This is a genomic window from Pseudomonas marginalis (assembly GCF_024169655.1).
Taxonomy (GTDB): Bacteria; Pseudomonadota; Gammaproteobacteria; order Pseudomonadales; family Pseudomonadaceae; genus Aquipseudomonas; species Aquipseudomonas paraveronii.
Genome location: NZ_JALJWV010000001.1, coordinates 4,660,256 through 4,686,121, shown reverse-complemented (window position 1 = coordinate 4,686,121; position 25,866 = coordinate 4,660,256). Strand labels below are relative to the sequence as shown.

Here is a 25,866-nt window from a genome sequence, read left to right as displayed (position 1 = left end):
GTGGTTACACGCCCTGGAATACCCAGCAGCGAATGGTTTTAGGTTTGTCGAAAGCGTCGACCTGGCGCGCCGAGTTGACGGGCTTGTTCGACTCCAGAAATTTGGGTGACTTGCTGGTCTTGAGCAGGCGTTTCAGGTCGCTCAGCGGCGGCACCTGCTGCCGTTTGTTGGCGGCCATTTCCACAAACTCGTTGAGGTTCACGGCGATCAGTCCATCGCGACGCGCATGGTTCAGCGCGGCTTTCTCGTCCATGCCATTGAGGAATTCGTACAGGTCCCAAAACTCGCGCACGGTTGGGTGGTCGGCGTTGATTGCCTGCTGCCGCTCCAGGGCCATGCGGCTGATTTCGGCGTGCGCGAGGGCCTTGCGGCGCTCGCCGAGCGGCACGACCCCGGCCAGTGCATCCACCAGGCTGCGCAATTGGGCGTGGTTCTTGGCGATACGCACGGTGCGAACGCCTGGCTGGGCCAGCAGCTCCTGTTCGTAGCCGGAGGTGTTTTCCTCCATCAGGCGCATGGTTTCGGCTTCGCGTTGCAGCGCCTTGACCAGGAAGCCGCTGATGCTGTCCATCGGCATGCGCTCCAACTGCTCGGCGTACTGCTTGGTCTCCGGTGTGTGGTGCTCGCGTGTCAGATGGACGTGACAGATACGCTGCAGGATCGGTTCCGAGGCGTTCACCGGGTTGTTTTGCGCGATCAGTAACGCGGCGCGGAACGGTGGTTCATGGGTGTCGTTGCCGTTGTTTTTCACCCCGGTGGAGCGAACGCTGCGGCCGTTGTAGGCGGTTTTAAGTTCATCCCAGTCGAAGTGTTTAACCGGCTGGCCTTCCTTTTGTTCACGCTCAGATTCGATCAGCACCACCGGCAAATTGCTGACCTGCGAAAAGTTGCGCGCACGGCTTGCAGCGGTCGCTTTCGACGGGTCGAAACCTTCGTAATCGGTACGTCCGACCGACTTCCACAGCAGCTCCACCAAGGTGGTCTTGCCCGAGCCGGCCTCACCCACCAGCTCCAGGAACATTAGTGACTTGTGGATCTGGCGGATTTGCTCTGCGTGCAACGCACCCAGCCACCAGGCCAACACCACTAGGCCCTGGACGCCAAAGCAGCGCCAGTAGATGTCGAACCAACCTTCGTTGTAGGCATTGAGGTCGGTGTTGATGTGCAGTACCGGCGACTGGCTCTGCGACTTGATGCTCAGCTTGCCCAGGTCAAAGAAGTCTTCCTTGTTGCGTGCCTGGGCCGCGCCGCCGAAAAAGGCCAGGTCGTTGAAGACATAAGCCCCGTGATCGCGGCTGTAACCGATCCATTCGATGGTGTTGACGGCTTTCAGGCAGTCCAGCTGGGGCGCCAAGATCCGTTTCAGTTGCTGGGCGCTGCCCTCAAACATCGCGCCGTTGGAGACGTTGAGCAGGCGGTTAGCGAACTCAGGCGCCGACGTCAGCTGCTTGGCCGTAAACGTGCTTTTGATGGCAGGCCCCTGCGGGCGCTCGATCCGGAAGTAGTACCAGGCCTCGTCGGTCAGGTCGTTGCGCATGTAGTACAGCGCCTGGAAATTGCAGTTGGCGATGCAGGTCACTGAGCCGGCCTGGCGCAACGCTTTGTAACGACGCTCGTCGTCGTTAAGCAGTTGGTCATCGTGCCGTTTTGAGTTCTCCAGATCGCTCATGGCGCGGTCGTACTTATCAAGGTCCAGCCGAAACCAGTACAGGCGCTTGCGGAACGTGAAGTTGAATTCCTTGCGCTCGTCGCGCAGGTAGATCAGGAAGCCCTTTTCCTCTGCCGAATCAGCGAGCAGCAAGTCGCCGTGATGGCGGGCCTCGTCGAGATCCTGCTCGATGCGCTCGGCGCGGTTGGCGTCACCCTCGATCGGTTTCCAGCGCAGGTGCAGGTCGTTCCAATCAACCTTTTTGCCAGTTGGCTGCGGGATCACAGCGGCCTTGCAGGTGAAGCCCAGGTCGCGTGCCTCCTTCGCCCAGCGGCGCATGTTGGCCTTGGCGACGGGCTCGTTATCGAGTGCCCACACCAACACGGGCAAGCGCTTGTCGGCGTCGTGGCGCAGTTTGGCCAGGGCCTTGAGTGAGTCAGTCGGGCAGGGGGCACTAGACATCATCGACACGGCCGACACGTCGTTATGCAGCAGTGCGATGGCGTCGAAGATGCCCTCTGTTATCCAGAGTTCGTCGACTTCCAACAGGTCCACGCTCGGTGGGCACCACCAGACGCCCTTGTAACCGGTCAAGCCTTCGCCGGTAGGGCGGAAGCGGGCTTTCATCTTGCCGAAGCGTTCTGGCCGATCGATCAGGCGTTCCCAGTACCCACCTTTCTCCAGGGCAAAACGCACCGTGGCACTGCCGATGTTCTGCCGGCCATCCCAGTAGTTGTCCTGGGTGAACCAACCGGCGATCAGCTCAAATTTGAAGCCCCGCGCAAACTCAAGGTAGGCGCGGGCCGTGGCGAGGGGATTGTCCGGTGTCGACGGGGCGGTCTTGCTCCAGTCGTTGAACAGGTCGTCGTAAACGTCCTTAACGTGGACGCGGTGGTCGCACTTTTCCGGCCGTCCGCAGATCAGCGTCCAGGGCGAGTTGTAGAAGGTGTAGAGGGTCTTCTGGCCGCAGGCAGGGCAAACACCCTTACGCATATAGTCGGTGCCGCGCATGTGCTTGAGCTGGTAATCCCGCTCAATGCGTTGAATGACGTCGGCGCGCAGCCTTTCTTTCATTTCCATCGTGGCTTACTTCGCTTCGTCGAGACTGTGTTTAAGGGCGCCAATCAGGCTTTTTCGCGCGGCCAATGCGGGGAAGGCCACCAGCAACGAGCCGTGCCGCAAACCCTCGGGGATCATGCGAAAACGGTCGTCATACCAATGCTCGTTGAACAGCAACGCGTACTGCGCGCGCAGGTCCTGGAGCAGTGCCTCGGCCTGGTCGCGGGGCAGTTTTGCGGTGATGGCGATGTCGATTTCCATGGTCCACCTCGGATTGCGGGCAAAGCTCACCCAAACCCATTGGGGATGGGGCAGGGCGGGGTTTAAAAGGGAGCGTTACTGAGGGTGTGGCTTGTGTACGGTGCTGCGCTGGTCGAGCAGTTTCTGTGGCAGAAAGCGAGCTGGAACCGGGAAGCGTTGATCCGCAAGAACGTCCACCAGGTGGACACGGGTGCTGTCAGCCCCACTGGCCCAGTCGATGCCGATCCAACGGCGCTTCTTGATCACCTGCAATTCAGTCCAGGCGTTGTGGACAAGTTTTGGTGCCATGAATACGGGCACTTCCAATGCAAGTGTCAGGTGGCGAATACAGCGATCAAACAACAGATCGGAATCCACCAGGTGTTCTGCCTCATGGCGTTGCAGGTAAGCGAAAGCAGCGTGTTGCATGCTGCTGCGGTAGTCATGAGTCTGTTGATCAAGGTTCATCACGCACGCTCCATTTCCAACTGGTCCAACAGATCGGGTTGATCGTTGGCTGTTTTCATTGCCTGGCGACGAATGACCACGTCCGCAATCGGCAGCTTTACAGCTGGGTTGGGCATGCCGCTGGGGCTCAGTTCGTGGGTCATTTGAAATTCAGAACGCACCGACCAGCCGCATGCTTCGTTGGTGCATTGCATGTAGGCGATGCGCAAAAAAATGTGCTGGCCTTCGCTGGTACGGATACGCATGCGGCCGTGGCAATGGGGGCAGACAAGTTTGTAGGTGCTCACTGTACGGTCCCCTTGCTGTGCAGCTGGATCGTGGCAAGTACTTCTGAGTGGCGGGCAGACATATAGCGGTTATGGGCTGCGATGATTGCCTCGGCTTCATCTGGCTCAATCACTCCATCGTCCAGCGCCTTGGCGATGATCTGGTCGACGACGCCCCGCTTGGCAGCCGCATTGACGGAGCGGCTGTAGAGGTCGACGTTGTCCAGCTTCTCTGGCTTGGCCAGGGGAACGAACATGCCGCCATACAGCGCCGCGATGTACTCCGGCAGGTGCGTAGTTCCCGCATCCTGTTCCAGGCAGTGAATTTGCTCGTCCGTCAGAGGCCGGCTACCGGCGTTTTCGTAGATGTGGTTATCGAACTTCTTGAGTTCGTAACCGAGGCGAGCTGCTGCGCATTCACGACCACCTTTGTAGTCGTTGATCACAGCGCTCATTACTTGCCGCTTGGTCGCTAGAACTGGGCGTTTCATCTTCTGGTTTCCCCTTGGAGCCAGAGGCCCTAGTTTGTGACCTGGCCGTCTTTGATCCCGAGCAATACCGCCGCTCGATGTGCTTCCCCACGACGGCCTTTTTTACGGCCGTTTAGCAGGTCGCTGACCAGATTTTTGTTCAAGCCATGTTGACGGCTAAATTCGGCAATGCTTTTACCCTCGCGATCAAGAACCGCGCGGGCTTGCTCGGGGGTCTGTAGGGCATGCATAGTGTTCGTCCGTGTTTAATCGTGTTCGACGAAAAGGATTCTTGGTCAGATTTCTGCTCAAGTCAAATAATTTTGATCAAAAAAATGCTCATTTCTTTAGGGGTAGGTGAACGCCTGCGGGAAGAACGCGAGCGGCTGGGCAAAAACCAGACCGACTTTGGCGCCTCCGCAGGTGTAAGCCGTGGGACTCAAAAGGCTTATGAGCTTGAGTCCAGTTCCCCCGATTTGCGTTATCTCTCAGGGCTTCATGCGCTTGGGGTTGACGTGCATTACGTGCTGACTGGCTCCCGTGTCGACACAGCCCCCAGCAACATGAGCGACACAGAACTGACGGTGTTGGAGCATATGCGGGAAATGTCCGATGCCGACCGCGCGACTCTCGCGCACTTGGCGTTCGCGATGGCACAGGTATCTAAACCCGAAGCGAAATGAATCAATTCCAAGGAGGAAACGATGCGTTGTTTGATGATTCCAGTCTTGCTGGTTCTGGCTGGATGCGGTGGCGAAAAGGCCGTGACAATTACTCAAGCCGAGTACGGTGCGAAATGGCCTTTCACTGTCGAAAAGGTCGACCTGCTTTGTCAGGACGGACCACCTTCCGCTCTGGTGAGAACAGAAGACGGGAAACTCTACGCGCTGAATGGCAGCGCACGGTCCAGAGCATCAAAGAATGGCTGGCTCGATGGGCAGTCGATTACCAAGCCAAATGCAAGCATGCCTGGCATCACAATGGATTACAGCGAGATCACCGTGCGCGCCATGAAACTCTGCCCTTCCTACGCTGGATAGATCCACCCACGCTAGTGCCTTTGGTCGAAGGTTGCGTTTTCCAGTCCGTCCGTAAGGTCTATATGTGCATGAGGACATGCATATTACGGACGATAGGAGCAATGGCGGCATGCTTGATAAGTCGAGTGAAGGTAACTCGGAACTGGCGCGCGAAGATGTAGTACTAACTTCGAGAGAGCAAATTTTGTTATTGCTTTTCAGACTTCTGAAGTCTGAGAATCAAGATAGGGTTCTTCGTTGCGCGGAGGTGCTTTCAAAAATTCAGAATTGATATAAATAGCCCCTCGATGTTTGAGGGGCTTTCATAATTAAAATGGATTGTGCTTTATTTTGTTATGTTGATTCTTCTTCTGTTTTTTCTTTCGTATTTATGTTTTTGTCATTTACTGCTTCTGTTGGTTTTTGTTGTTTTTTTGTCTGTACTGGATTGTAATCGAAGTTGGTTCCAAGGTCTTTGGAAAGATGGCTTTTAAGTACTTCTATCTTTAGTCTTAGCTGTTCTTGGAGTATGGTCTCGTTTGACAAATCTAAATTTCTGGCTGACGAATGAACCGCCTCTCTTGCTAGGACTAAGAGTTTTGCAAGTGTCAATCGATCACTGTGAATGGTGAAGATTTTTAGAATTATTGATGAGGTGAGTTTCCAGCTATAATAAATTGCAAGTCCGAACACAGCTGCGAAAGGTATGCGAAGAGTGAATGAAGCTAAAATATCTGTTGCTGTCTTGTAATCTGTTGTTAAGATCTTTGAGGCACCTGCGTAAAGTTCGTACACGGAAAATATTATAGCCAACAATGGGAATATTACGACAAACACGTAGATCATCGCTTGTGAACGTCCCTCCTTCACGTAAGGGCCATATTCGTCAGATATCAGACTTTTATCGGATGCTAATTTCTTTAATTCGGAATTTAGCTTGGATATGGCTTTGTTGTTTGTGACAACTGTCTCATTCAACTGTGTGATGTTATTTTTGGTTTGGGTAAGCACAGTTGATGTTTCGGATGCTTCTTTTTTCAATTCGGTGAGTTTAAGCGATTCCGCAGAAACTGCCGCAGAAACTTCGATTAATGCTGCGTTCTCCTGTTCTAGAGCATTGGCGATGTCAACGTATGCTGATTCTGCCTCGGTTTTTTCTAGTTTTAATGCGTGTATCTGTTCTGTTAGTTCGGTATGTTGTTGTATCGTGTCTGCTTTAAACTTTGCGATGTCTCTTTTGGAACGAATTGTTTCGGCTATGTCGTCCGAGTGCTCAATTAGCTGCGCTATATCTACGCCGAATATATTTATTTTTGTAAGTTTGGGTTTGTTTAGTAGTGAGTCACTGTAAATTTCAAACCATTCGCAAAAGCAACGGATGAAGCCATAACAAAACTTAGTACCTTGCCCTGTGATACTTAACTGCAAGTTATATTGAGCTTTGCCAAGAGGCTTAATTATAACCGTTAAGCTTGTCAGCATTTTGGCGGCGTTTTCGCCGTGGAAGTCAATGGAATCTATGAAAAAAGGACGATCAGGCGTAAAACGCTTTGCAATACTGGTGATTTTTACGGGTTTTGTGGTAGCACCAGACTCTTTTAATAGCGTTTGACATTGACTGGTAGATTTCCAAAGAGCGTTATTCACTGAGTTGAGTTCGGGAAGCTTCATCTCGTACTCGGTTAGTTTTGACTCCAGTTCTTCTAGTGTTTGGTCTGTCATACACGCTCCGTTTGATTTAGCAGACCCTAGCAGAGTAATGGCTTCTTGCTATATTTTCATCCTGTTCCACTCTCTCTCCACGGCCCTTTTTGCAGTTTTCTCACTTGCATACAGCCACCGTAACCTCCTCGGCTTCGTCTGATCCCCCGCCGTAATCGTCTTTTCCTTTCCGGTTTTTTTGTCGCGGTAGTACGCGATGATCCCCGTGTAATCCCCTTTGTTCTCTTCTGCCAGGTCTTCAACATTGTCCTCCGGCAGCTTGCTCTCCAACTCCAGGCTGACCGTGTACCCGCCGTCCGCACTTAGACTGTGCTGCACGTTGCCGCCGTACCAGATGATCTCGTCGATTTCCGCTTTCACGCCCTGGAGCGTGTACGTCAGCTCGGGTATCAGATCAGGCCGGCCCATGGCCAGGTTGTAACTGAGCGTGGCACTGCCGCGCTGCAGCCGTCGGAACTCAGACCGGGCAGCGCGCAGGGCTGACTGCTGGTCGCTGTAGGTATGGCGCAGGTCTTTGAGATTGTCGCCGCCGCCGGCTATGGCCTCCTGTTTCTTGGCGCTGTTCACGTCGTAGTAGTACGCACGCACGCCGTCGTAGCTGTCGCGGTCGGCCTGCAGGTATCGGTGCTGGTCACCATCGGCGCGGGTGAGGGTGATGTGTGGCAGATCCAGGCCGCTGGCGGTTTTGCCTCCGCCGGCCGGTAGGCACAGCAGACAACCGGCTTTGACGCTGGCCACCGCATCGAATTCTTCGCCCAGGCGGCTGATCAGGTTGGCGTCGGATTCGTTGGCCTGGTCGAGCTGCAGGATGGGCAAACCGTCGAGTGCGCCGGCAATGGTGGCGGTGAGGCCATTGCCGATGGCGATATCGCCCAGGACTTTGCCGAGGGTAGTGTTGCTCCAGCTTCGCTCGCGTTTGGTTTTTAGGCCCTTGCGCAGGTCTGCCGATCGAGCGCGGATGCTCAGCACATCCGGCGCGCCGCTGTGTTCGGTTTCGTCGACGGTATAGGTGCCTTTGTCTACCAGGCCGGTGTCGCTCCAACCCAGCCACAAGCGCAACACCGCGCCCTTGGGCGGGATAGCGAGTAGGCCGTCGTGGTCGCTGAGGGTGATGCTGAGTTGATCCGCCTCGACGCCGCGGTTGTCGGTCAGCTCCAGGCTCATCAGGCGCGGGCTGACCAGTTGCGCGATGTCCAGGCCGTCGACGGTGAGCCTGAAGGCCGGCACGGGATAGGCCGCGTCACGGACATACTGCTCGACGGTGCTGCGCACGTAGCCGGTGACTTTGGAGATGACCGATTCGATCACAGCAGGCCTCGCAGGATGTTGACGCCAGTGCTGGTAGCCGCACCGAGCAGGTCGATGCGGTCGTCGTCGGTGCGCTTCAGGCTCAGGGTGAACTCGATGCGCCGTGGGGTGCCGTCGCTGAAAAAGATGGTCTTGGTCTCGCTCATGCTTTCGATCACCCACAGGCCGTAGATCCGGCCACTGCCTTCGACCATGGGCCAGGCCTTGCCGGTGTTTGCCATCAGGCGCAGGGCGTCGAGGCTGAGAGCGCTGCCGGCCAGCTCCGGCAGGATGATGCCGGGGAGGGTGATAGCGTCTTCGCCACGGCCGACGAATTGCCGCGCGGGAGCGGCGCCGATGCGGTTGTTGCTGGCGTGACGCCAATCGGTTTGGCGTTGCAGCTCCTGGTAGGCGGCGGTTCTGAGGCTGAACACGAACATGCCGAGGGCCATCATCATGGTGGTTATTCCAGGTCAGAAAGTTTGCTGCGCTGACGCGCTTTCTTTTCGTTTTCGATGCGGGTCAGCATGGCGCGCACGGTCTTTTCCAGGCTTTGCAGGTCTGTGCCAGGCCCGGCGGTGATGGAGAATTCGTAGGTGTCGTGGCTGTCATAAACGGCTGCGGCGGGCGCACTGCTGATGGGGGGCGTGTTATCCACGGCAAACGCCGGCATGGCGGTGGCGCCCAGGGCCAAGGTGCCGGCGGCGGTCAGCTGTTTGCTCATGCTGGTCAGCGCGTTCAGAGGGCCTTTCTGTCCACCTTCCAGGCCTTGGGTGAGGCCCGCCATGGTGAACCCGCCCAGCTCCGCGAACACCCGTGACGGGCTGTGGATGCCGAGCTTTTCCTTGAACCAACCGATGCTGGCGTCGCCGATCGAGCTGATGGTGTCTTTGACGGCGCCGAGACCGGCTGTCAGCCCATTGACCAGACCATTCACGATCATGCTGCCGAACTCGGTAAAGCGGCTGGGGAGTTCGATGCCCAGGTAACTCAGCACACCGGAAAAGGCCTGGTAGAGCAGGCCGAGAGGGCTGAAGTTGACCAAGGTGGTGATGATGCCGCCGATTCCTCCGTCGAAGCCTGCCTTGATTTCTGTCCAGGCGTTGGCGAAGTAGTTCTTCACCGCGTCCCAGTTTTTGTAGATCAGGTAGGCGCCGCCAGCCAGCGCCGCAACGACGGCGGCAATGACCAGGACAATCGGGTTTGCTGCCAGGCCCCACAGCGCGATGCCTACCGTGCGCAGGGCGGTGACCAGGGCGCCGCCCATTGTCATGGCGAGCATACGAACGCCCTGCGCAAACATCGGGAACACGTTGCGAGCCAGACCGGTCAGCGTGGGGAGCAACCGGCCGAGCATTTTGGTGATGCCGCCACCCTGGAGACCGAACATGGTCATGCCGTAGCGCAGCACGGCGAACGGTCCCAGCATGCTCGCCATGGTCAACGCCAGGCCGCCGAACACGAATGCTAGCGCAGCGATCGCGGCCACGACCTTGACCAGGCCGCCGGCCAATTTCGGATTCTCCCGGGCCCAGGCTCCGATGCTGTTTGCGATCTCGCCCAGGGTTTTGATCAGGTCCTTTAGCTCCGGCGCAACGGCCGCGCCGAACTCTGCCATGGCGTTGGTGAAGCTGCCTTCAGCGGCTTCCATGATGTTGGTCAGGGTGTTGAGCTGTTCGTTGACTCGGGTACGCAGGTCGGCCTGAGTTTTCAGCTTCTGTTGGACCTCTTGGTATCCGGCCAGCCCCTTGTTCATCATTGTGTTCAACGTGGTCAGGGTTTCAGCGTCATCCCCGAACAGCTTCTTGATGATGGCGTTGCGGTCGACGTCGTTGAAGGCCTTGAGCTTTTCAACCTGGGCATACAGGTTCTCCAGGCCGGCAAAGTTTCCCTTGTCGTCGGTAAACTTGAAGGACACGCCAGTATTGCCACCGGCCGCGATCTTGTTGGCGCTATTGACGTGGTCCCCGTCCAGCCCGGCCTGGAAGATTTTGCGGAAGGCGTTGCCGGCGGAACCGCCCTCCATGCCGGCCTGGTCCATCATGATCAACAGCGGCGCGAGTTCCTTGGCTGCATCGATCCCTGACTTCTTGATGACGTCCATCACCGGGGCGATTTTGCTGAAGCCCTGGAGCATGTTGCCTGGGTCAACACCGGCATAGAACCCGCGCTGGATGGTGTCCATCAGGCCCATCATGTCTTTTTCAGTGGTGCGCGTGGCGTCCTGCATCTTGGCGGCAAATTCCGCTGCCTCAGTGGCCTCCATCTTTAGCTGAACGCCCAGGTACGCGGCTGCCTCGCCCGTGCCGCCGAGGATGCTTTGCGCGCTCAGGCCCTGGCGCCGAAGCATGGTCATCATGTTCTGGAAGTCAGCCGTGGTGCCTGGCAAGCGGTCGCCCAGCTTGGTGGCCAGATCGGTGATCTTCTGGAAGTCCTCCGAGACCTTGCCGGTGTCGTCCATCATCGACACCTTGAGCTGTGTGGCGGAATCCTCGTTGGGCGCAAAGGCCTTCACTGCAGCGGCAATGGGACGGCTCGCTGCATAGCCCACGCCCAAGCCAGCAGCACCGTTCACTGCCAGATTGCTGGCGGCGCGCTGGGATTTCTCCATCTGGCTACGTGCCGCCGCCGCCCGCTTATGCTGGGCACTCAGCTCGGCCATGCGCTTTGATTGCGTACTGATGCTGGAATTAGTGGCGTTGATCTGCTCGCGCAGCTGGCGTTCGTGGGAGCCAAGGTTTTTGGTGCTGATGCCAGCGTCGTAGAGCTTCGAACGTAGCCCCTGCAACTGCACGCTCTGTTGCTGGTGCTGCTGCTTGAGCCGTGTTGCCTCGCGCACCGCCGACTGGAAGCTCCGGGTCATTGCCCTGGTCGGTGCATCTGTGGCAGCGAGTTCCTGACTCAGGGATTTGACTCGGTCCCGTGCGGCGGTAAGCGAGGCGCCCGTTTGCTCCGCAGCGGCGCGCTGAGCCCGCCAGGCGCTGACGTCTTTCTGTTGGCTGGTGAGTTCTTTCAGGCGGTCGCGAGCGGCCTTGAGGGCGCGCGCGGTCTCAATGCCCCCTTCGCTGATGTGCTTCAGCGGGCGGGTGGCCTTGTCGATGGTACTGAGCAGCACCTGTAGTCGCAGATCATTTGCCATCGGTCGAACTCCGCACCCGGGCGCGCTCGCGCCATTCCATCAGCTCTTGCAGGCCCAACTGATCCATATCAGCCGGTGTCCAGTGAAAAACCACGGCCAGGTCGGCCATGGCGTCGTCTACGCAACGAGGGATGCGTCCGTCTTCATCGATTTCTGTAGCAAAAAACCGCACACCTTGGTGCCGAGTGCGAACAGATCGGCAGGGTCCATCGACGTGACTTCGACGGCAGTGAGTGTCGGGTTACTGATGCGCGGCACAACCTTCACCAGGCTGTTGACGTCGATTTGCAGCAGTTCGGCCAGGCTCACACCGCGCAGCTCGCCCGCGTTGGGTTTGCGCAGGGTGATGCTGTTGATGGTGCTGGTGCCACGGCGGATCGGCGTGTCGAGGATGACGGTGTTGTCGTCGGCCAGGGGTTTAACTTCGGGTTGTTCGGTATCTGCGTTTTTCATGGAAAAGCTCCTGTTGATGTGAGGGTACGTTTAGCGATCGAGGATAAGGATCAAAGGCCGATTGCGGAGCGCTGTTTCTCCAGCATGTCGACGCCGTCGACCTTCTCGATGAAGTTGAGCAAGTCGATTTCGATGATGTCTTCGTTGTCGACGGTCAGCTTGTAGTAGCTGCAGGTGGTGGTGATGGAATGCTCGGTGTCCTCACCAGGGGTGGCGTCACCCATTTCGATGGTTTCGTGACGGCCGCGCACGGTGACTTCCACCGCACTGACTTCCCCGGTGTCGTCCTGTTCGTAAGCCCCTGCGAAACGTAGCGCTACCCCCGAAGCATTTACCGCACCGAACTGCTTAAGCACGATCAGGTCGAGACCGCCGAGCTTCCACTCCAGTTGGATGCCATCGTCGGAGAAGCCCAGATCGGCCTTGACCGGTCCATTCATACCGGCGGCACGATAGGCTTCCATCTTGCGGCCCAGGGCGGGCAGGGTGACGGTCTTGGCTTTGCCTCTGTAGCTGCCGCCGTCGTTGAACAGCATCATGTTTTTCAGTTTGTGTGGCAGGGCCATGGCGGTGTTCTCCGGGGTTATGGCACGGGGTTAACTCCCCTTGCGGGGAGGCCCGGTTTAAGCGTTTACAGCGGTTGCGAACTGCATCAGGTAGCTGTCGGTGATGCGCTGGCGTAGGGTGAGGTTTTCCAGTGGCGGCACAGGCGTGTAGTCGTAGTCGATAGTCAGCTTGCCGGCCTTGAGGGTGTCCTTGTCGTTGATGTCTTCCGGGTACCAGCAGCTCCCGCCGATCAGATAGCCCTGCGCAACCAACTCGCGGAACTTGGCGTTGATGCCTCCGATGATGTCTCGCACCAGCGATGCGTGCATGGGCTTGTCCATGGCCCACATCTGCGCTTCGGCCATCGTGTCGGCAAGGATCTGCGCGGTGCGGGTGTAGTTTTCGAAGGCAAACAACGGATCGTCGCTGCAGGTGCGGCTACCCCAGAAGCGGAAGCCGCCCTCGTTGATCAGGGTGGTGACCTCGTTGCTGTTGAGGTAGTTGGCGTCGGTGGCCGGGTTTTGCAGATCCCAGAACACGTCGGCGCTGATACCGGTCACGCCGTTGACGGCGACGTTGGAGAGGGTTTTGTGCCAGCCGGTTTCCTGGTCGATCTTCGCCCGCAGGCCGAGGGCGCGAGCCGTGGCATAGGCGGTAACGGTCTTGCTGGTGACGGTGTCCCAGTTCAGGAAGTCCGGCCAGATCAACATCAGTTCACGGGCACCGAAGTTTTCGCGGTAGGCGACCACCTCTTCCTTGGTTTTGCAGTTCCAGGCGCTCACATAACCGAAGGCTCGCAGGTCCTGAAGAATCGAAACGAGGGCGGTGGCTACCGGCTGGCTGTCGTAACCAGGCACACCGATGATGCGCGGCGTCATGCCCACCCGGGCCTTGGCGGCCAGCAGGGCTTTCATGCCGGTGTATTTGCCGTCGGCGGTGGTGGTGCCGATCAGGGCGCTGGTGGTAGCGGCTTCGTCTGCGCCTTCCTTGACCCGCACGACGATGGTGTAGGGCTTGGTCTGGTCCGCGATGGCTTGCAGGCTGCTGGCCAGGGTGCCTTTGACACCGGCTTTGGCGATAGCGCTTTGCACGCTGGTCAGCAATACCGGGGTGTCCAGTGGGAATACGAGCGGGTCCGCATCTTCAGCCGTGCAAACCAGGCCGATGACTGCGGTGGGGATGGTACGAATGGGGCGGGTGCCGTCGTTGAGTTCGATGACCCGCACGCCGTGGAGATAGTCTGAACCGGCCATGGGTGGTTGCCTGCGCTGTGATGGAATGACAGTGGACAGGCTGACGCGCGCGCGCCGGTTGGGCGAGCGCGGCGAGTTGTAAAGCGTTGGGGTACAGGCGCCAGTTGTCAGAGGGTGGCGTTTTCTTCGGGTGAGACGGGCCAGACGATGGACTGAGGGAACCCACCTTGCTGCTCGATTCGGTTCAATGCAATCCGGTATTGCTTCCACGCTACGAGGTTTTGACGTTCTTCAGCCGTAGCTGTATTCGTATCAACCGCGTCCTGTAGCGGCCCCATACGGTTTGCCGCTACCGCTAGCAGCTTGTCGCGGGTTTCTTTGGCTTGGACACTGAGGTCCTCTTCGCTGGGTGGCAGCGGCACAATGGGCGCGGGCTCTACCTCAGAGAAAAACTCGTTTGGATTCAGCTCATCATCGCCGGCGACTGCCCGCCAGCCCGGTGTTCCATCGTTACGCACCGCAAAACCATTCATAGATTGTCCTCCCAGCCCGTTGCGACAAGCTGCCCAGAAGAGCTGCCGCTTGCGTAATAGATATTCCTCGACTCCAGCAGGATCAGAGCACTGCTGTTCATATTCAGCGGCGTGCTGCCTGGTGTTGTGACGCACAGCGGCGCCAAGTTGGTCGCCGAGTCATAGCCCCCATAGGCATTGCTGGGCGCCGCAATAACACCCGCTGGCCCTGTCTGAATATGCACCGTGCAAGCAATGGCCCGCGCGGTTGGCGGTATGAAAGGGTCCACGTTGACCGTCACAAAAGTGGGAGGGTGGTTCGCTGCACCCTGAACCCCTGAAGCCATCCCGCGTGTAAACGGAATGTTGGTGCCGAGCCTCCACTGCGCCCGATTTCCAAACTGAATCATGGCCAGGGGAAACTTATTGGCCGTTGCGTCAGTCAGGATCCAGCCCACGCGGGCGTAGCGAATGTCACCTGCCCAGGGCTGCGTCGGGGGTGTTGCACCGGTCGATAGGAGTGCCGCCAGATCACCATTGGCCGGGTTGTAGATCACCCAAACGCTGTACCAGGTATTCGCAGCAATGACGCCAGCGTCCAGCCCGCCAGCGCCCGCTATGGCTGTAGATGCAGCAAGGTTGACCAACTTTATGGTCGATGCTGCGCCTGACGGTCCTTGTAGAACCAACTGATCTGCGGTGATTGAGACTACGGCGTTTGAACCCGTTGTAGACACCCTCAAGTTTCCGCTTGCGCCACGAACCGAGGGGGCGGCCTTGGCGGCTTTTAGCGGCGTCATCATCGCGGCGTCGTCGAGCCCGGCATTGGCTTGTGCCTGGTTGGCGACCTTCGCAGCGCCTAGTGTCGCTTCTGTGGCCTGCACTAGAAGCTTGTTGAACGCCTGAAGCACACGCAAAGGCGTCATCGGCAGAGAATTGTCTGTCCCTGCCTCGGCCTGCAACTGAGTCGGAACAACAATCCCGTAACCACCCAACGTTGTAGCTTTGTCAGCCTTCTGCGCCAATGCGTTGATCATGGTGGTGGCAAAGTTCGGATCATTGCCCATCGCGCGTGCCAGCTCGTCCAGCTGGTCCAAGGCACCCGGCGCAGCGCCAACCAACGTAGCGATAGCCGTTTGAATCGCTGCAGTTGTCTGGGTTTTGGTGAACGCGTCGCCGATGCCATAACCGCCGAGTGTTGTCGCCTTATCGGCCTTCAAATCAGGATTAAGGTTTGCCCCCGTCCATACCTTCGATCCGCCCCAGAGCAAGTCGCCGATCGTTGACATCGCGATATCCCTGGCAAAGAAACCTTTCCAGGTGAAGACAATGCGCGGTGCATAGGACAAGTCATTCTTGGTGGCCTCGACTTCCTGCGCTTCGCGGATCAGCAGCGCACCACCGCCGCCAGAACCATCGGTTCCACCCGGTTGCGGTGCAGAGAGCGCGGGCAACTGACGACTTACCGCGCCCACTCGAAGCGCATCGGTGATGCCGTATCCAGCCATCGTCGTCGGGTTCTCGCCCGATACGACGATGCCATATTTGTTGATTGTCACCTTTCGATAGGTGCCAGGTACTTTATTCCCCGGCAGAACAACCTCAATGGAGTCATCGACGTACTTGCGGGTCGCCAGCACCACGGACGGGTCAATCTTCAACTCAATATTGGCCGTGCTGCTGACGATCAAGTTGATCCGAATCACCTGCGTGCGGCCTGACCCCTGGGCGAGCAGCGGCTTGAAGGTCGGCGCGCAGTTGGCAACGGCGACCATGTCGCCATCTGCGTCGTACAGCGCAAGTTCACGCACCCACCAGCCGCCGATGCTCTCCGGGATAATCTGCTCTGCGATGATCACGCTGGCGTTGGCCGGGTCCACTTTCACCTGATTCAGCGGCGCGCGGCGGCGCTCGTTGATCAGCTTGGTTTGCGTGCGACTGGGGATTGGGTCCGTGCCGTTGGCATCCCCCACGGCCATCTGGGCGAAGGTCCAGGCCGTACCGAGCGCCGCAGCGTTCGCCTGTTTGGCTTCGCCCACGGCGGTTAGAATCGCGAAGAACTGGCTGTTTTGGTCGGTCATGAGTAGATGTCCATCGTGTCGATATGATGTTCGCGGCCACCGATGCGAACTGCGCCGCTGACATCGATGTCGCGTTGAGTCGGTGGGTAAACGCTGAGTTCGTCGCCTTCGTACACGCAGGCTCCGATAAACACGGTGCCGGTGCTTTCCAGACTGATCGCCAGGCCTGTCAGTGGGCGGGTGAGGGGCTTGGCGTCATCGATCAGCCAAGTCAGCTCTTGGTACATTTCTTCGGTGATGCCGGTGTCCAGCACGCCGACCTTCAAGGCAAAGGTGCCGGGCACGCCTTCCGGCACGGTCTGCCACCACTCCATTACCTCAATCAGGTAGCCCAACGGCTCGACCACGCGGCGCAGGGCACCGATGGTGCCTTTGTGTGCGTGGATGTAGCGGGATGAACGGATGGCCGCCCGCTTCGTGGCTTCGGTCCAGTTGCTGTCCCACCGGTCGACGGAGAAGGCCCAGGCCAGGTAGGGCAGCACTGCCACCGGGCAGGTGTTCGGGTTGCACAATTGCCGGAGGGGGATCGGCACGCGCTGAATCTCCACGAGCGCCTGCGCCGCCTGGCGCTCAAGCGTTGTGGCGTTGTTCGGTAGCAGCTGTTGGGCGCCCATTACTCGGCACCTCGCATGATGGTGAGGCCGGTGCAGTAGGGCGCTTGTTCTTTGGTGGCGACGATATCGACCCAGTCTTCCAGCACAACCTTGCGTACACCTTCGACGAACAGCGCGGCGTGCAGGGCTGATTCCGACACCTCCATAGCCAGGCGCCGACGTTGGTTGACGTAAGCCCAAAAGCTCTGCTCAGCCGCAGCAAGGATCGGCTCCGACTCTGGGCCACTGGTCAGCAGGTACAACTTCGCTTTGACTTGGTAGCGGATGATTTCGGCGGGCTTCACGGTCAGGCGGTCGGCCACGGGCCGGCGGTCATCGTCGTTCAGGTACTTTTTGACGACGGCGACCAGATCGGCCGACGCGGTGCCGTCGCCGAGCAGCGCCTGCACGGTGACCACTGCCACGGCGGGTGATGGGCTTTCAGCTGTCGCGTCAGCAACGCGGCCATCGGCCCCACGAGCATGAAAAATGTAGCTCTGGCGCGGACCGGCGGTGCTCAGCCCCTCCCAGGCCATTTGCGCCCGTTCGCGCAAACTGTCGTCGCCTTCCATGATCCGCGCAACTGGAGGGACCGCCATGGGCTTGGCTTCCTGAACCACCAGGCGCGGGACGTTGAAGTTACCCGCCAGTTGATCCAGATCGGGGCCTTTGGCAAAGGCCAGCAGGTTCGCCATGGAGGCTTCATTAACCCGCTGACGCCATATGGTCTCGCGGTAGGCGTTCTCCTGCAGCAGCTTGGCCAGGGGCTCCGAATCCATGTCGAGGCGGGCGGCAATCTCGGCCTGTTCCTCGATCGGCCAGAGGCTGATCATGTAGGCCTTGCGCTCCGCCAGGATCAGTTCGAAGTCGATCTGCTCGACGATCTGCGGGGCGGGGAGCTGACTGAGGTCAATCGCGGCAAAGGAATTCATACGCTGCCCCCCAGTTGCAGCGGAAGACTCAGGCTCAGCGCTTCATTGGTGTCGACGATGGTGCCTTCCAGTTCCAGCACCGACTGACCTTGCAGGTTTGCGCCGACGAACTGCACGCGGCTTAGGCTGATACGGGTTTCCCAGCGCATCAGCGCCATGACCGTGCCCGCGTACACACGCAGGCGCGTGGCATCGTTGAACGGATGGTCCACCAGCTCGGGCAGCAGGCTTCCGTATTCGCGGCGCATCACTCGGGTGCCGATGCGGGTGGTGAGGATGTCGGTGATGCACTGGCTGATATGGTCCAGGGTGCCGATGGCTGCGCCGGTGTCTCGGTTCATTCTGGTTTCCCCGTCTTCGCACCGCCCACCAGCACGCCGCCATGCAGGTGCTTGACCAGGCTGATGTTGGCCGCGATCACGTCTTCGGAGACGGTCACGAGGCCGACCACGTTCTGGTTGCCGGTTTGGTTGTAATCGCCCTGGTGATTGATCGGGCCGATGATGTTGATCCCGCCCTTGCTCACGAGGCTGGTGGTGCCGATGTCCGGCAGGGTGGCGTTCAGGTGATGGGCGACGCTGTCGTATTCGACCACCGCGCCGTCGGCGTAGGTGCGACGGTGCAGGCCGGCGCGTTTGCCGTTGGGCGGGATGTGATCGCTGGGCAAACCGGTGATGACAACGCCGTTGGCGAGCTGACCTGATGGGCTGAATAGGATGACCTGTTCGCCTTTGGTGGGAGGATCCCACTCACGGTCAGACCCGGCGCGCAGGGCCAGCCATGGCAGCCAGGCGGTGGTCAGTGTTCCGGTTTTTACCTGCACGCGCGGGGGCTCCATCTGCACGGCGGCGATGACGCCGAAGCGGATGAGGTTTTCGAGCATGCGGGAGAGGGCGGCGAAGTCGTTCATGACGTCGATGGTGTAGAGTTTCGTGCGCGCTCGTAAGAGACAGACGTTTGTATGGAAACCTTTTACAAGTATTGACGAGAAAGGAGGTGATTTTACATGGCGGACTATATTGCTGAAAAAAGATTCGCTAAGGCATCTGAGTTTTTGGATGCGCTTACACCTTGGGGTTCAGAATTTGAAATTGACGAATATATATATCGGGGGCATTCAAACTCAAAGTATTTGCTATGCCCTACATCCATTCGAATTGAATCAAAAGAAAAAATTTGGGAGTGTTCTAGGGCGTATGCGACAGTCGCCGGCTCAACAGTAGATAACGATTTTTCTTTGGCGTTTGTTGAGTATCAGTTGATAAGAGATTTTTATAAGTTGGCGGATGCCAGGGGGCTACATGTGCCCACATCAGACCGGTTGCGCAGGATGTTGCACCAAGCTGTTGATTTTCGCTCAATGTCTGAGTGGGTTGATGGAGACAAGTGGCTGCCAGAGGATATGCTCGAAGTTGCTGCTTTAGCTCAGCATTACGGAATCGCCACTCGGTTGCTAGATTGGTCCTATGACCCTTTTGTTGCTGCGTTTTTTTCGTCAAAACCTCCTGCAAAGGTTGATCAGGATATTTGCATTTGGGCACTAAATATTAGTTTTGTAGGACGACTTGATTCTTTATTAAGTGATTTTCCATTACGACTGGTCACGCCGCACTACAGTGGTAATCCTAATCTTGCAGCTCAAAGTGGACTGTTCACGCATTGGGCGCATAGCGTCCCTGGTTTTTTCAAAATAGCCGCCGGTAAAACGGAGCCGCTACCCACTGTTGATCGGTGTCCGCTGGATTTTCAATTGAAGAAGTACTTATCTAAATTAGAAATTCATGAAGAGTCTACAGTTTTTAAAAAGATGGTTTTGCCTGGGTCTGAGTCGGCCGAACTGGCACGGTTATTAAGAGGGCTTGGTTACGGACCTGCCAAGCTCTTTCCCGGATATGAGGGCGTTGCAATGGAAATGAGAGAGCGGCCTTTTCTCAAGCCAGTCAGATAGTTAGATGCCTCAACAGACTATCGCGTATTAAATCGATATCAGCCGGAGCAAAGCCCAGAACCTCGCGCTGCTCATAACGAATATCGGGTGTACCGCGCTCTGCACGATCTTTCAAACCATACTGGTGAACCCTTGCAATCCGGGCAATACGCCCGGTGAACCCCACCGTAACCGCATTGCTATCACTACGGACCTTCATGTACGACGCGGTCCGCAGCTTCTTAAACATCGCCAGCTTCCGCTTAACCCGCCCCTGTTTCCCTCGCAGGGCCCTGTGTTTACGAGGCGCGTACTTGCTCCCGTCCGGGTTTTCCTGCGCAATCACGCGCTTCTGCTGACTGCGGCGCAGCTCCTGCCCAATGCTCCGGGCAAGTTTGCCGCGCTCCCCTGGCTTAAGCCGATCCAGTAGCACCGCCGCCCACGTCTCCAGCGCTTCTAGGTTATTTGCCATCAGGCACTATCCATTCACTGGTATTGCCCTGGGCCCCGGGCTTCCAGTTCGGGTCGAGGTAGCCCGCCACGTACTGTGGTTCGTTCGGGTGCTTCACGGTGGTGTTGCCCTGGTCATCTTTTCCGACCACCACTCGCTCTGTCAGCGGCAGGGTTAGGCTGAGGTCCACTTTGTTCTTGTCGAGGATGTCGGCTTCGAACTGGATGCCGTTCTTGACCTTGTCGAGGCTCTCCAGCAGCTCGGATTGGTTGACGCTGAGCCAGCCTAGGATCGGCAAGATCACGCTGTCGGGGTGGCCGGCGAACTCGGTGAGGATGATCTGCAGGTCAAAGCTGTATTCAAACGATAGGGTGTGGGCAGCGGTGCAACGGACCTTGCCGTTGTCGATGAAGATCAGCAGGCGGTCGGGGTTGTGCTTGAACTCGGCAACGGTAGCTAAAAGGTGGGCACGCAGGCTTTCCGGCTTGTTCATGGGTTGGCCTGCTGGTGTTTGTAGACCATGTCGACCTGCGCCGCGCAGTCGGCCCAGGCGGCTTCGGCGCGGTCTTCGTCGGTCAGTAGGTCACCGTTGTTGAGGGGGCTGGTCGCCGGTAGGTGGCACGGCACCACGGCCGGACAGCCAGTCACGATAAGCTGCGGCCCCGGTGACGGCGGGGCGTTCGCGCAGCCGGCGAGCAGCGTCAGGCAAAGGCTGAGCAGCCCAGTCGCGTAGTTCGGTGTTTTCACGTTTCAGCTCCTCTATCGTTCGCTCGCGTTTTGCCAGGCCCTGGCGCAACAGGTCCTGCTGGGTATGTAGGGCAGATTGGTTCGCCCGTTCCTGTTTTAGGGTGTCGGTGAGGGTGTTGGCGGTTGCCAGGTTGCGGTCGGCGTCTTCGCGGGCGGTCTTGGCCGTAGCGTTTGCCAGCTCGGTTTGGCTTTCGGCGACATCGATGCGCTGTTGCTGGCCCCAGATCAGCAGCGCCAGGGCGACGAGCAGGGCGATGCCATACAGCGCCTGGCGCAGAGTGCTCATGCGCGGTACCAGCCGAGTTTGTTCATGGCCGCGGAGTCGAGCTGCTTGATGGGGCCGCGCACGATCACTGCCCTTGCGCCATTCATCAACTGGATGGCCTCGGCCAACAGCTGCATGTCGTCCTGTTCGGTCGACTCCGGCACCACCAGCAGGTCACCGTCCTGCACCCGTAGTTTTTGCAACGCTTCGAAGTCGATCATGCCGCCACCCCTTGTCCGCAATCGCAGCCGGCGTGCCGCTCGTAGGCGCGCTGGAGCTTGGTGTCGTAGAGATTCCGCAGATAGTTCGGACCGTTGTAGAGCTTGGCGAATTCGGCCCATTTGCGGGCTTTCAGGGCCTTGTGTAGCGCTGTGTCGGTCTCGATAAAACGAGTGAAGGCGTCGAACTGCTGCGATTCGCCGGCACTCATCGCTGCCACGAACGCCTGCACACTGGCATAGCCGAGGCGCTTCCAGTGGAAGCCCATGATCTGGAACGCGCCCCAGGAAGCCGACTCCAGCGCGGCGGTGTCGTCAATCAAGCGGGCCATTGCCAGGCGCTGGTGTTCGGCGGTACCGCCGATGTATCCGCCGGGTTTTGGGTTGACCAAGGCAGGGTTGGCGGTGGCGAGTTGGTCGGCATGACGCTTGAGTTCGGCCGGGTCATCGCCTGCGTTTCGAGCCGTGGCGAGCTGGCGGTACATGATGTGCCGTTCGAACAGGATCACCGGCTTGCCGTTGTCGAGAAAGCCCTTGCCTTTGGATTCCACTTCGTTGACCGCGTAGATGGCCGCAAGCGGTACGCCGAGGCGTTCGGCAGCGGCCACCAGATCGTGGTTGCGCAACAGAGCGGCGCAGTCGCCACCGGCCAGGCTGGTCTGGGTCTTGGTCCCGGCGATGCCATCGGCTACCAGGCCGACTTTGACCTGATAGGCGCGGACGGCGGCTTCAGTGGTGTCGCCGTAATCACCGTCCGGCACGAGGTTGGCGCCGTGCCGGTTGAGGTTCTTTTGCAGGATCAGTACCGCTTGCGAGCGGTCGCCGTGGCGAAGAGTGGTCATAGCTGCTCCACCTTACGGTTGAAAAACCTCTTGGCTGCCGCTCGGGTACCTTCGACGCCGAGCAGACCGATTACACCGCCGAAGAACGGCGCTGTGGATGTCGGGATGCCGAGCAGCGCCAGGCCGTGGCTCGCGGCCAAGGCCAGCGTGCCGCACAGCGGGGCCTCGATCAGCATGCGCCGGAGGGTGCCGCCGCCGTACATGATCCGCAGGGCAGCGATGATCAAGGCGAGGACTCCGGCGTAAAGAGTCGGCCAGTTCTGTTCGAGCCAGGCGGCGAGCCAGGCCCATGTGTCGGGACGTTCAGGCATGCGCTTCATTCCGTTGTCCAGGGTTGGTGGGTTCAAGGGCTTGGTGCTGCGGTGTCAGTCCCATAGGTTCACCATCTGCCGCTGGGGCGCGCTGGTTTGGGCTTCGGGCATGTTGACGACAAGGCCTTGCGGCAAGATGGGGCCGTGGTCTGCCAGGCCGGGGTTGGCTTCAAGCACGGCCTCGGTGACGCCTGCGGTGCGGCCGTAGTGCCGCCAGCAGAGTGCGTCGACGGTGTCGCTTTGATTGGCGCGGACGGCGACGGGCATCAGATCAGCTCCACGGTGGTGCGGGTGCGGCCGAGGAAGTCGCGCACAGCCCAGCGCAGGTCGCGGCGGTAGTCGTCGATGTTCGGGGTGAGGGCTTCCGCTTTGTCGATGCCGGTATTGGTCGCGCTGTAGTCGCGGTAACGCTCACAGACTTCGGCGCCGGTTCCGGCCTCGATCGCGCGGCGATAGAGGTGGACCTTTACCGACACGTCCTTGATGCGATCACCCGGCACCTCCGCCAGGGTGGCGTAGCCAGCGGTCTGTTGGGCTACTCGCCATTCGCTCAGTTCGTTGTTCAGGTTGATTGCGGCGGCGATTACGGCGGTTTCCAGGCGGGCTGGGGTGACGCTGCCGTCGATGCGCAGGGTGGCGCGCAAGCCGTCCAGATCAATCGACGGCCAGAACGGGTCGGTGTTGATATGGCCGCTGTCGACGGTGCCGCTGGCTACAAATGCACTCATGACTGCACTCGAAAATAGGTCGCCGGTGGTCGGGGCTTCACGTTCAGGAGGAGCGGCCTGGCCGATCCGCCCCGAGCCGGCGGGGTGCGTGGGGACGCTCGGTTAGCTGCTGGGGGCAGCCTGTTTTTTCAGGAGGCGTTCGGCGCCGTCCAAATCCTTCTTGCCGCCGCAGCCGTCGTGCAGCTCGATGGCGCGTTTGAGCAGATCGATACCGGCTTGAATCTGCCCGGGCTGGCCTGGCTCTTCGGCGGTGATGCCATGCAAGGTCGCGCGGCCCGTTGCCAGGAACAGCTTGGCGCGGGCCTGATCGGGCATGTCTTCTGCTTCGGTCAGTTCGACGGTGCGGTGCAAGATGCTCAAGTCGAAACTGCCGTTGGCCTTCTGGGCTTTCAGCGCGGCGGTGGCAATTTCCTCCGCCACTAGGCAACCGGTGGTGCGCTCAAAACGGTCAGGCATGATCAGCTTGTGCTTGAGCACGTAGTCCGCAATATCCAAGGCGCCGCTGTAGTCCTCGACGTCAATGCGCCAGACCATGACGGTGGTCATGACGTCGTCTTGGGCACCGTTGCCGGCTTCGAGCACACCCTCGACATACGGGATGTACTCGGGGAGCAGTTGCAGCTTGAGCGCGGCCTTGCCTTCGTTGGACTGGATGGCTTTCAAGCGCAGCCGGTCCTGCAGCAACTGATTCAACTGATGCTCGTAGGCGGTGGCACCGGCCATAGACTGCTGCGGCGCCGTTTTGGCCGCTTCCATTGCCGCGCGAGCGCGGCGTTGGTGGGCTTGGGCGATGCTGAGTGCCATGGGTTAACCCTCAACCGGAGTGATGTTTTCCAGCAGGCAACCCAGGCCGTATTCCTCAACCACATAGGCCTCGTTCGACGATTCGAAGTTGGAGACACGGTTCCACTCCGGCTCTTCCTTGAGGTAACGGCGACGGGCGCCGATCTGCCAGTACACCGACAGGTTGGCGAAAGTGGTGATGAGGATCGTGCCTTCAGGGATGTACGGCACCTCATACAGCGGCAGGCCACCGACGCGACGTTGCGAGATGATCAGGTCGCTTGCCAGGGTGTTGGTCGCGTCCTGGTCCTTGTTGACCAGGGCCAAGAACTTGTCGTGGACCAGCTCGCGGCCGGTCAGCACAACCAGACCGGGGTTGCGGCGATACCAAGGGTCCAGCAACTGGATGGCGTCGTAGACCAGGGCGTCGATGTTTTTGAAGTCGCCGGTTTTACCAATGGTGATCTTACCGGGGGTAGCGCCTTCCTTCAGTACACGGTCGGGGGCATGGGTGCGGTACTGCTGGAGCCAGCCGATGTTGACGTCTTCCAACAACGGGTGCGCCGTGCGGTCGGTTTGCTCGGCCGCCGAGGTGCCGTAGAAACCGATCTGGATACGGTCGAGCGCCTGACGTTGCGCAATGGCACCAGACAGTCGGGTTTGGAAGTCCGGGAACTTGGCCCAGGCGTCGAGCTGTTTGTAGCTGACGAAGGTGTCGAAGTCGGTTTGCTCGGCCTTGTACTTGTCGCTCGACAGGGTACCGATGCTGCGCGGCTCGCGTTTTTTTACGTTGGTGTTGGTGCGGCTGGCAACGGTGCCGCCCACGCCCAAGCCGACTTTTTCGCCTTCCTGCTCGTCGACGCCGATGACGTTAATTTTGGTCAGGAACTCGCTCGACTCCTGGATCTTGGTTTCCAAGCGCTGCTGGATAGTTGGGTCAACGCTGAACGTGGCGGTGGTCGATTCCACACCGTTGAGTTGTGCGACCTGGCTGAGGTAGCCGGTGTAGAGTTTTCGAGTGTCGTTACGCATGGGTATCTCCGATAGTGGGCTGGGCGGTGAAGGCCGCAGGTCAGAACTCAGCCAGGGCTTGTTTGCCGCCGCCGGTTACCGGTGGGCGCTGGGTTTGGGAGTGGTCTTGGGTCTTGCCGAGGGTGGTTTTCAGATCGACCAAGTCTTTGCTGAGCTGCTCAACCTTGGTATTCAGCTCGCCGGAGAATTTCTTCTCAGCGGCCAGTTGGTCGGGCAGGTCTTTGACGTGGTCGGCAATCGCTTCCACGGCCTGGCCCATCTGAGCGAATTCGGCATCGTCCTTCGCTTGTTTGCCGCCCAAGAGCGCCTGCACCTTGCTGAAAAGCTGGGCGCCGAGGCTGGGCTTGTCCTCGATTTCCTCAAACTGCAGCTCGGTTTCCACCGCCTCGGTGAACATCGACGTCGCGGAATAATGGCGGTCTTTGAATGGGCTGGATTCGGGCTTCTGCGCAGAGAAAGACAGTACGTCGGTGCCCAGGCTGGCCGGGGAGTCGGTCACCGCCAGGCCGACGATGTAGGCCTCGCCGGTGTCCGAGAAGCTGTCGTCGATTTCTATCGAGGTATAAATCTTCTGCTTGGCCTTGTTCATGGCGATCAGATCGGGCGTCGGTTCGACCTGGACGAACAGGGCCAGCTTTTTCGCACCGTTGATTTCCACTTCTTCGGTCTTGACCGCGAGCACGTCGCCATAGGCTTTGAACGGGCTGTCGGGCAGCAGGCTGCGGAAATGCTCCAGCCAGATACGGGCGCCATAGGTGGACGGGTTGAAGTTCTTCGCAGCCTGTTCCAGCCAGCTGCGTTTGATGGTCCGCTTGTCGGAGGTAGCGCCCTCGACGGCGACGCGGAACCAATTGCTGCGAAATTTCTTCATGCCGGGAATCCTCAATGCGTTGGGCGCTAAGTGCGTTGCAATGAGGGGCATGGTCGTGACGCG

The 25,866-nt window shown here is 58.9% G+C and carries 34 protein-coding genes and 1 pseudogene; 3 read left to right on the top strand and 32 right to left on the bottom strand.

All coding sequences use genetic code 11. The features are described 5' to 3' along the window. Positions 1–4 precede the first annotated feature (4 nt). The 6 genes from J2Y83_RS21450 to J2Y83_RS21425 form a co-directional block, all read right to left on the bottom strand. Positions 5–2,722: a toprim domain-containing protein gene (locus tag J2Y83_RS21450; protein ID WP_253400427.1), complete on the bottom strand. Its 2,718-nt coding sequence runs from the start codon at positions 2,720–2,722 to the stop codon at positions 5–7. Between the two features lie 12 nt (positions 2,723–2,734). After that, positions 2,735–2,968 carry a hypothetical protein gene (locus tag J2Y83_RS21445; protein WP_149412925.1) on the bottom strand — a complete coding sequence of 78 codons (234 nt, stop codon included), beginning with the start codon at positions 2,966–2,968 and terminating at the stop codon, positions 2,735–2,737. A 75-nt stretch (positions 2,969–3,043) separates the two neighbouring features. After that, positions 3,044–3,415, bottom strand: a complete 372-nt coding sequence (locus J2Y83_RS21440; RefSeq protein ID WP_253398077.1) for a hypothetical protein — start codon at positions 3,413–3,415, stop codon at positions 3,044–3,046. Next, positions 3,415–3,702 carry an ogr/Delta-like zinc finger family protein gene (locus J2Y83_RS21435; protein WP_126589585.1) on the bottom strand — a complete coding sequence of 96 codons (288 nt, stop codon included), beginning with the start codon at positions 3,700–3,702 and terminating at the stop codon, positions 3,415–3,417. Before J2Y83_RS21435 ends, J2Y83_RS21440 begins: the two co-directional genes overlap by 1 nt. Further along, the gene (locus J2Y83_RS21430) at positions 3,699–4,172 is read right to left on the bottom strand and encodes a YmfL family putative regulatory protein (protein ID WP_079443091.1); all 474 of its coding nucleotides are present in this window, start codon (positions 4,170–4,172) and stop codon (positions 3,699–3,701) included. Before J2Y83_RS21430 ends, J2Y83_RS21435 begins: the two co-directional genes overlap by 4 nt. A gap of 29 nt (positions 4,173–4,201) precedes the next feature. After that, a complete protein-coding gene (locus tag J2Y83_RS21425) occupies positions 4,202–4,402 on the bottom strand; it encodes a DNA-binding protein (protein ID WP_127881846.1) in 201 nt (66 codons plus the stop codon). 21 nt (positions 4,403–4,423) lie between these two features. Here J2Y83_RS21425 and J2Y83_RS21420 point away from each other — a divergent pair, with 21 nt between their 5' ends. Further along, entirely contained in the window at positions 4,424–4,834 is a 411-nt protein-coding gene (locus J2Y83_RS21420; RefSeq protein ID WP_253398075.1) for an XRE family transcriptional regulator, read from the top strand. 21 nt (positions 4,835–4,855) lie between these two features. Next, the gene (locus J2Y83_RS21415; protein ID WP_253398073.1) at positions 4,856–5,191 is read left to right on the top strand and encodes a DUF2511 domain-containing protein; all 336 of its coding nucleotides are present in this window, start codon (positions 4,856–4,858) and stop codon (positions 5,189–5,191) included. A 333-nt stretch (positions 5,192–5,524) separates the two neighbouring features. On the opposite strand, the gene J2Y83_RS21410 is transcribed toward J2Y83_RS21415, so the two are convergent. From J2Y83_RS21410 to J2Y83_RS21345, 14 genes are all read right to left on the bottom strand, one after another. Continuing rightward, positions 5,525–6,892, bottom strand: a complete 1,368-nt coding sequence (locus J2Y83_RS21410) for a hypothetical protein (RefSeq protein ID WP_253398071.1) — start codon at positions 6,890–6,892, stop codon at positions 5,525–5,527. 48 nt (positions 6,893–6,940) lie between these two features. Continuing rightward, the gene (locus J2Y83_RS21405; protein ID WP_253398069.1) at positions 6,941–8,200 is read right to left on the bottom strand and encodes a phage late control D family protein; all 1,260 of its coding nucleotides are present in this window, start codon (positions 8,198–8,200) and stop codon (positions 6,941–6,943) included. Beyond that, positions 8,197–8,637 carry a phage tail protein gene (locus tag J2Y83_RS21400; protein ID WP_253398067.1) on the bottom strand — a complete coding sequence of 147 codons (441 nt, stop codon included), beginning with the start codon at positions 8,635–8,637 and terminating at the stop codon, positions 8,197–8,199. The genes J2Y83_RS21405 and J2Y83_RS21400 overlap by 4 nt, the downstream gene beginning before the upstream one ends. Before the next feature lie 5 nt (positions 8,638–8,642). Further along, positions 8,643–11,318, bottom strand: a complete 2,676-nt coding sequence (locus J2Y83_RS21395) for a phage tail tape measure protein (RefSeq protein ID WP_253398065.1) — start codon at positions 11,316–11,318, stop codon at positions 8,643–8,645. Then, positions 11,308–11,427, bottom strand: a complete 120-nt coding sequence (locus tag J2Y83_RS21390) for a GpE family phage tail protein (protein WP_253398063.1) — start codon at positions 11,425–11,427, stop codon at positions 11,308–11,310. The genes J2Y83_RS21395 and J2Y83_RS21390 overlap by 11 nt, the downstream gene beginning before the upstream one ends. Positions 11,428–11,435: 8 nt before the next feature. After that, positions 11,436–11,771, bottom strand: coding sequence for a phage tail assembly protein (locus J2Y83_RS21385; protein ID WP_253398061.1), 336 nt, complete (start codon positions 11,769–11,771; stop codon positions 11,436–11,438). 50 nt (positions 11,772–11,821) lie between these two features. Beyond that, positions 11,822–12,337 (bottom strand): phage major tail tube protein, encoded by a 516-nt coding sequence (locus J2Y83_RS21380; protein ID WP_253398059.1) that lies wholly within the window; start codon positions 12,335–12,337, stop codon positions 11,822–11,824. Positions 12,338–12,394: 57 nt separating this feature from the next. Then, a complete protein-coding gene (locus tag J2Y83_RS21375) occupies positions 12,395–13,570 on the bottom strand; it encodes a phage tail sheath protein (RefSeq protein WP_253398058.1) in 1,176 nt (391 codons plus the stop codon). Between the two features lie 107 nt (positions 13,571–13,677). After that, positions 13,678–14,043 carry a tail fiber assembly protein gene (locus J2Y83_RS21370; protein WP_253398056.1) on the bottom strand — a complete coding sequence of 122 codons (366 nt, stop codon included), beginning with the start codon at positions 14,041–14,043 and terminating at the stop codon, positions 13,678–13,680. Next, positions 14,040–16,103: a phage tail protein gene (locus J2Y83_RS21365; RefSeq protein ID WP_253398054.1), complete on the bottom strand. Its 2,064-nt coding sequence runs from the start codon at positions 16,101–16,103 to the stop codon at positions 14,040–14,042. The genes J2Y83_RS21370 and J2Y83_RS21365 overlap by 4 nt, the downstream gene beginning before the upstream one ends. Next, complete coding sequence (locus J2Y83_RS21360) at positions 16,100–16,717, bottom strand: phage tail protein I (RefSeq protein WP_253398052.1); 618 nt, start codon at positions 16,715–16,717, stop codon at positions 16,100–16,102. Before J2Y83_RS21360 ends, J2Y83_RS21365 begins: the two co-directional genes overlap by 4 nt. Then, a complete protein-coding gene (locus J2Y83_RS21355; RefSeq protein WP_253398050.1) occupies positions 16,717–17,628 on the bottom strand; it encodes a baseplate J/gp47 family protein in 912 nt (303 codons plus the stop codon). The genes J2Y83_RS21360 and J2Y83_RS21355 overlap by 1 nt, the downstream gene beginning before the upstream one ends. Continuing rightward, positions 17,625–17,969 (bottom strand): GPW/gp25 family protein, encoded by a 345-nt coding sequence (locus tag J2Y83_RS21350; RefSeq protein ID WP_253398048.1) that lies wholly within the window; start codon positions 17,967–17,969, stop codon positions 17,625–17,627. Before J2Y83_RS21350 ends, J2Y83_RS21355 begins: the two co-directional genes overlap by 4 nt. Then, on the bottom strand, positions 17,966–18,538 hold the full coding sequence (locus tag J2Y83_RS21345) for a phage baseplate assembly protein V (protein WP_253398047.1): 573 nt from the start codon (positions 18,536–18,538) through the stop codon (positions 17,966–17,968). The genes J2Y83_RS21350 and J2Y83_RS21345 overlap by 4 nt, the downstream gene beginning before the upstream one ends. 96 nt (positions 18,539–18,634) lie before the next feature. On the opposite strand from J2Y83_RS21345, the gene J2Y83_RS21340 reads away from it, so the two are divergent. After that, positions 18,635–19,576, top strand: coding sequence for an FRG domain-containing protein (locus J2Y83_RS21340; RefSeq protein ID WP_253398045.1), 942 nt, complete (start codon positions 18,635–18,637; stop codon positions 19,574–19,576). Here J2Y83_RS21340 and J2Y83_RS21335 read toward each other — a convergent pair. The 12 genes and pseudogenes from J2Y83_RS21335 to J2Y83_RS21280 form a co-directional block, all read right to left on the bottom strand. Continuing rightward, positions 19,569–20,027, bottom strand: a complete 459-nt coding sequence (locus J2Y83_RS21335) for a phage virion morphogenesis protein (RefSeq protein ID WP_253398043.1) — start codon at positions 20,025–20,027, stop codon at positions 19,569–19,571. The genes J2Y83_RS21340 and J2Y83_RS21335 overlap by 8 nt on opposite strands. Next, entirely contained in the window at positions 20,017–20,499 is a 483-nt protein-coding gene (locus tag J2Y83_RS21330; protein WP_253398041.1) for a phage tail protein, read from the bottom strand. Before J2Y83_RS21330 ends, J2Y83_RS21335 begins: the two co-directional genes overlap by 11 nt. After that, positions 20,496–20,753, bottom strand: a complete 258-nt coding sequence (lysC, locus tag J2Y83_RS21325; protein WP_253398039.1) for an Rz1-like lysis system protein LysC — start codon at positions 20,751–20,753, stop codon at positions 20,496–20,498. The genes J2Y83_RS21330 and lysC overlap by 4 nt, the downstream gene beginning before the upstream one ends. Then, positions 20,674–21,039 (bottom strand): annotated as a pseudogene (locus tag J2Y83_RS21320) (Rz-like lysis system protein LysB); the annotation flags it as partial. The pseudogene J2Y83_RS21320 and the gene lysC, both read right to left, overlap by 80 nt. Further along, the gene (locus J2Y83_RS21315) at positions 21,036–21,239 is read right to left on the bottom strand and encodes a hypothetical protein (RefSeq protein ID WP_079443110.1); all 204 of its coding nucleotides are present in this window, start codon (positions 21,237–21,239) and stop codon (positions 21,036–21,038) included. The gene J2Y83_RS21315 and the pseudogene J2Y83_RS21320, both read right to left, overlap by 4 nt. Beyond that, the gene (locus tag J2Y83_RS21310) at positions 21,236–22,078 is read right to left on the bottom strand and encodes an N-acetylmuramidase domain-containing protein (protein WP_253398037.1); all 843 of its coding nucleotides are present in this window, start codon (positions 22,076–22,078) and stop codon (positions 21,236–21,238) included. The genes J2Y83_RS21315 and J2Y83_RS21310 overlap by 4 nt, the downstream gene beginning before the upstream one ends. Continuing rightward, positions 22,075–22,398 (bottom strand): phage holin, lambda family, encoded by a 324-nt coding sequence (locus J2Y83_RS21305; RefSeq protein ID WP_174630454.1) that lies wholly within the window; start codon positions 22,396–22,398, stop codon positions 22,075–22,077. The genes J2Y83_RS21310 and J2Y83_RS21305 overlap by 4 nt, the downstream gene beginning before the upstream one ends. A 45-nt stretch (positions 22,399–22,443) precedes the next feature. Then, a complete protein-coding gene (locus tag J2Y83_RS21300; protein ID WP_253398035.1) occupies positions 22,444–22,656 on the bottom strand; it encodes a tail protein X in 213 nt (70 codons plus the stop codon). Beyond that, positions 22,656–23,117 (bottom strand): head completion/stabilization protein, encoded by a 462-nt coding sequence (locus J2Y83_RS21295; RefSeq protein WP_253398033.1) that lies wholly within the window; start codon positions 23,115–23,117, stop codon positions 22,656–22,658. Before J2Y83_RS21295 ends, J2Y83_RS21300 begins: the two co-directional genes overlap by 1 nt. A gap of 102 nt (positions 23,118–23,219) precedes the next feature. Beyond that, positions 23,220–23,921, bottom strand: coding sequence for a terminase endonuclease subunit (locus J2Y83_RS21290; RefSeq protein WP_253398031.1), 702 nt, complete (start codon positions 23,919–23,921; stop codon positions 23,220–23,222). Positions 23,922–23,924: 3 nt separating this feature from the next. Continuing rightward, positions 23,925–24,932 carry a phage major capsid protein, P2 family gene (locus tag J2Y83_RS21285; RefSeq protein WP_253398022.1) on the bottom strand — a complete coding sequence of 336 codons (1,008 nt, stop codon included), beginning with the start codon at positions 24,930–24,932 and terminating at the stop codon, positions 23,925–23,927. Positions 24,933–24,972: 40 nt separating this feature from the next. Continuing rightward, positions 24,973–25,803, bottom strand: a complete 831-nt coding sequence (locus J2Y83_RS21280) for a GPO family capsid scaffolding protein (protein ID WP_253398020.1) — start codon at positions 25,801–25,803, stop codon at positions 24,973–24,975. Between the last annotated feature and the right edge of the window lie 63 nt (positions 25,804–25,866).

Excerpts from the sequence above, each read along its gene's own strand:
- J2Y83_RS21450 (WP_253400427.1), bottom strand. The coding sequence starts at position 2,722 with ATGAAAGAAAGGCTGCGCGCCGACGTCATTCAACGCATTGAGCGGGAT.
- J2Y83_RS21445 (WP_149412925.1), bottom strand. The coding sequence starts at position 2,968 with ATGGAAATCGACATCGCCATCACCGCAAAACTGCCCCGCGACCAGGCC.
- J2Y83_RS21440 (WP_253398077.1), bottom strand. The coding sequence starts at position 3,415 with ATGAACCTTGATCAACAGACTCATGACTACCGCAGCAGCATGCAACAC.
- J2Y83_RS21430 (WP_079443091.1), bottom strand. The coding sequence starts at position 4,172 with ATGAAACGCCCAGTTCTAGCGACCAAGCGGCAAGTAATGAGCGCTGTG.
- J2Y83_RS21425 (WP_127881846.1), bottom strand. The coding sequence starts at position 4,402 with ATGCATGCCCTACAGACCCCCGAGCAAGCCCGCGCGGTTCTTGATCGC.
- J2Y83_RS21415 (WP_253398073.1), top strand. The coding sequence starts at position 4,856 with ATGCGTTGTTTGATGATTCCAGTCTTGCTGGTTCTGGCTGGATGCGGT.
- J2Y83_RS21410 (WP_253398071.1), bottom strand. The coding sequence starts at position 6,892 with ATGACAGACCAAACACTAGAAGAACTGGAGTCAAAACTAACCGAGTAC.
- J2Y83_RS21400 (WP_253398067.1), bottom strand. The coding sequence starts at position 8,637 with ATGATGATGGCCCTCGGCATGTTCGTGTTCAGCCTCAGAACCGCCGCC.
- J2Y83_RS21395 (WP_253398065.1), bottom strand. The coding sequence starts at position 11,318 with ATGGCAAATGATCTGCGACTACAGGTGCTGCTCAGTACCATCGACAAG.
- J2Y83_RS21390 (WP_253398063.1), bottom strand. The coding sequence starts at position 11,427 with ATGGCCGACCTGGCCGTGGTTTTTCACTGGACACCGGCTGATATGGAT.
- J2Y83_RS21385 (WP_253398061.1), bottom strand. The coding sequence starts at position 11,771 with ATGAAAAACGCAGATACCGAACAACCCGAAGTTAAACCCCTGGCCGAC.
- J2Y83_RS21380 (WP_253398059.1), bottom strand. The coding sequence starts at position 12,337 with ATGGCCCTGCCACACAAACTGAAAAACATGATGCTGTTCAACGACGGC.
- J2Y83_RS21375 (WP_253398058.1), bottom strand. The coding sequence starts at position 13,570 with ATGGCCGGTTCAGACTATCTCCACGGCGTGCGGGTCATCGAACTCAAC.
- J2Y83_RS21370 (WP_253398056.1), bottom strand. The coding sequence starts at position 14,043 with ATGAATGGTTTTGCGGTGCGTAACGATGGAACACCGGGCTGGCGGGCA.
- J2Y83_RS21365 (WP_253398054.1), bottom strand. The coding sequence starts at position 16,103 with ATGACCGACCAAAACAGCCAGTTCTTCGCGATTCTAACCGCCGTGGGC.
- J2Y83_RS21360 (WP_253398052.1), bottom strand. The coding sequence starts at position 16,717 with ATGGGCGCCCAACAGCTGCTACCGAACAACGCCACAACGCTTGAGCGC.
- J2Y83_RS21355 (WP_253398050.1), bottom strand. The coding sequence starts at position 17,628 with ATGAATTCCTTTGCCGCGATTGACCTCAGTCAGCTCCCCGCCCCGCAG.
- J2Y83_RS21350 (WP_253398048.1), bottom strand. The coding sequence starts at position 17,969 with ATGAACCGAGACACCGGCGCAGCCATCGGCACCCTGGACCATATCAGC.
- J2Y83_RS21345 (WP_253398047.1), bottom strand. The coding sequence starts at position 18,538 with ATGAACGACTTCGCCGCCCTCTCCCGCATGCTCGAAAACCTCATCCGC.
- J2Y83_RS21340 (WP_253398045.1), top strand. The coding sequence starts at position 18,635 with ATGGCGGACTATATTGCTGAAAAAAGATTCGCTAAGGCATCTGAGTTT.
- J2Y83_RS21335 (WP_253398043.1), bottom strand. The coding sequence starts at position 20,027 with ATGGCAAATAACCTAGAAGCGCTGGAGACGTGGGCGGCGGTGCTACTG.
- J2Y83_RS21330 (WP_253398041.1), bottom strand. The coding sequence starts at position 20,499 with ATGAACAAGCCGGAAAGCCTGCGTGCCCACCTTTTAGCTACCGTTGCC.
- J2Y83_RS21315 (WP_079443110.1), bottom strand. The coding sequence starts at position 21,239 with ATGATCGACTTCGAAGCGTTGCAAAAACTACGGGTGCAGGACGGTGAC.
- J2Y83_RS21310 (WP_253398037.1), bottom strand. The coding sequence starts at position 22,078 with ATGACCACTCTTCGCCACGGCGACCGCTCGCAAGCGGTACTGATCCTG.
- J2Y83_RS21305 (WP_174630454.1), bottom strand. The coding sequence starts at position 22,398 with ATGAAGCGCATGCCTGAACGTCCCGACACATGGGCCTGGCTCGCCGCC.
- J2Y83_RS21300 (WP_253398035.1), bottom strand. The coding sequence starts at position 22,656 with ATGCCCGTCGCCGTCCGCGCCAATCAAAGCGACACCGTCGACGCACTC.
- J2Y83_RS21295 (WP_253398033.1), bottom strand. The coding sequence starts at position 23,117 with ATGAGTGCATTTGTAGCCAGCGGCACCGTCGACAGCGGCCATATCAAC.
- J2Y83_RS21290 (WP_253398031.1), bottom strand. The coding sequence starts at position 23,921 with ATGGCACTCAGCATCGCCCAAGCCCACCAACGCCGCGCTCGCGCGGCA.
- J2Y83_RS21285 (WP_253398022.1), bottom strand. The coding sequence starts at position 24,932 with ATGCGTAACGACACTCGAAAACTCTACACCGGCTACCTCAGCCAGGTC.
- J2Y83_RS21280 (WP_253398020.1), bottom strand. The coding sequence starts at position 25,803 with ATGAAGAAATTTCGCAGCAATTGGTTCCGCGTCGCCGTCGAGGGCGCT.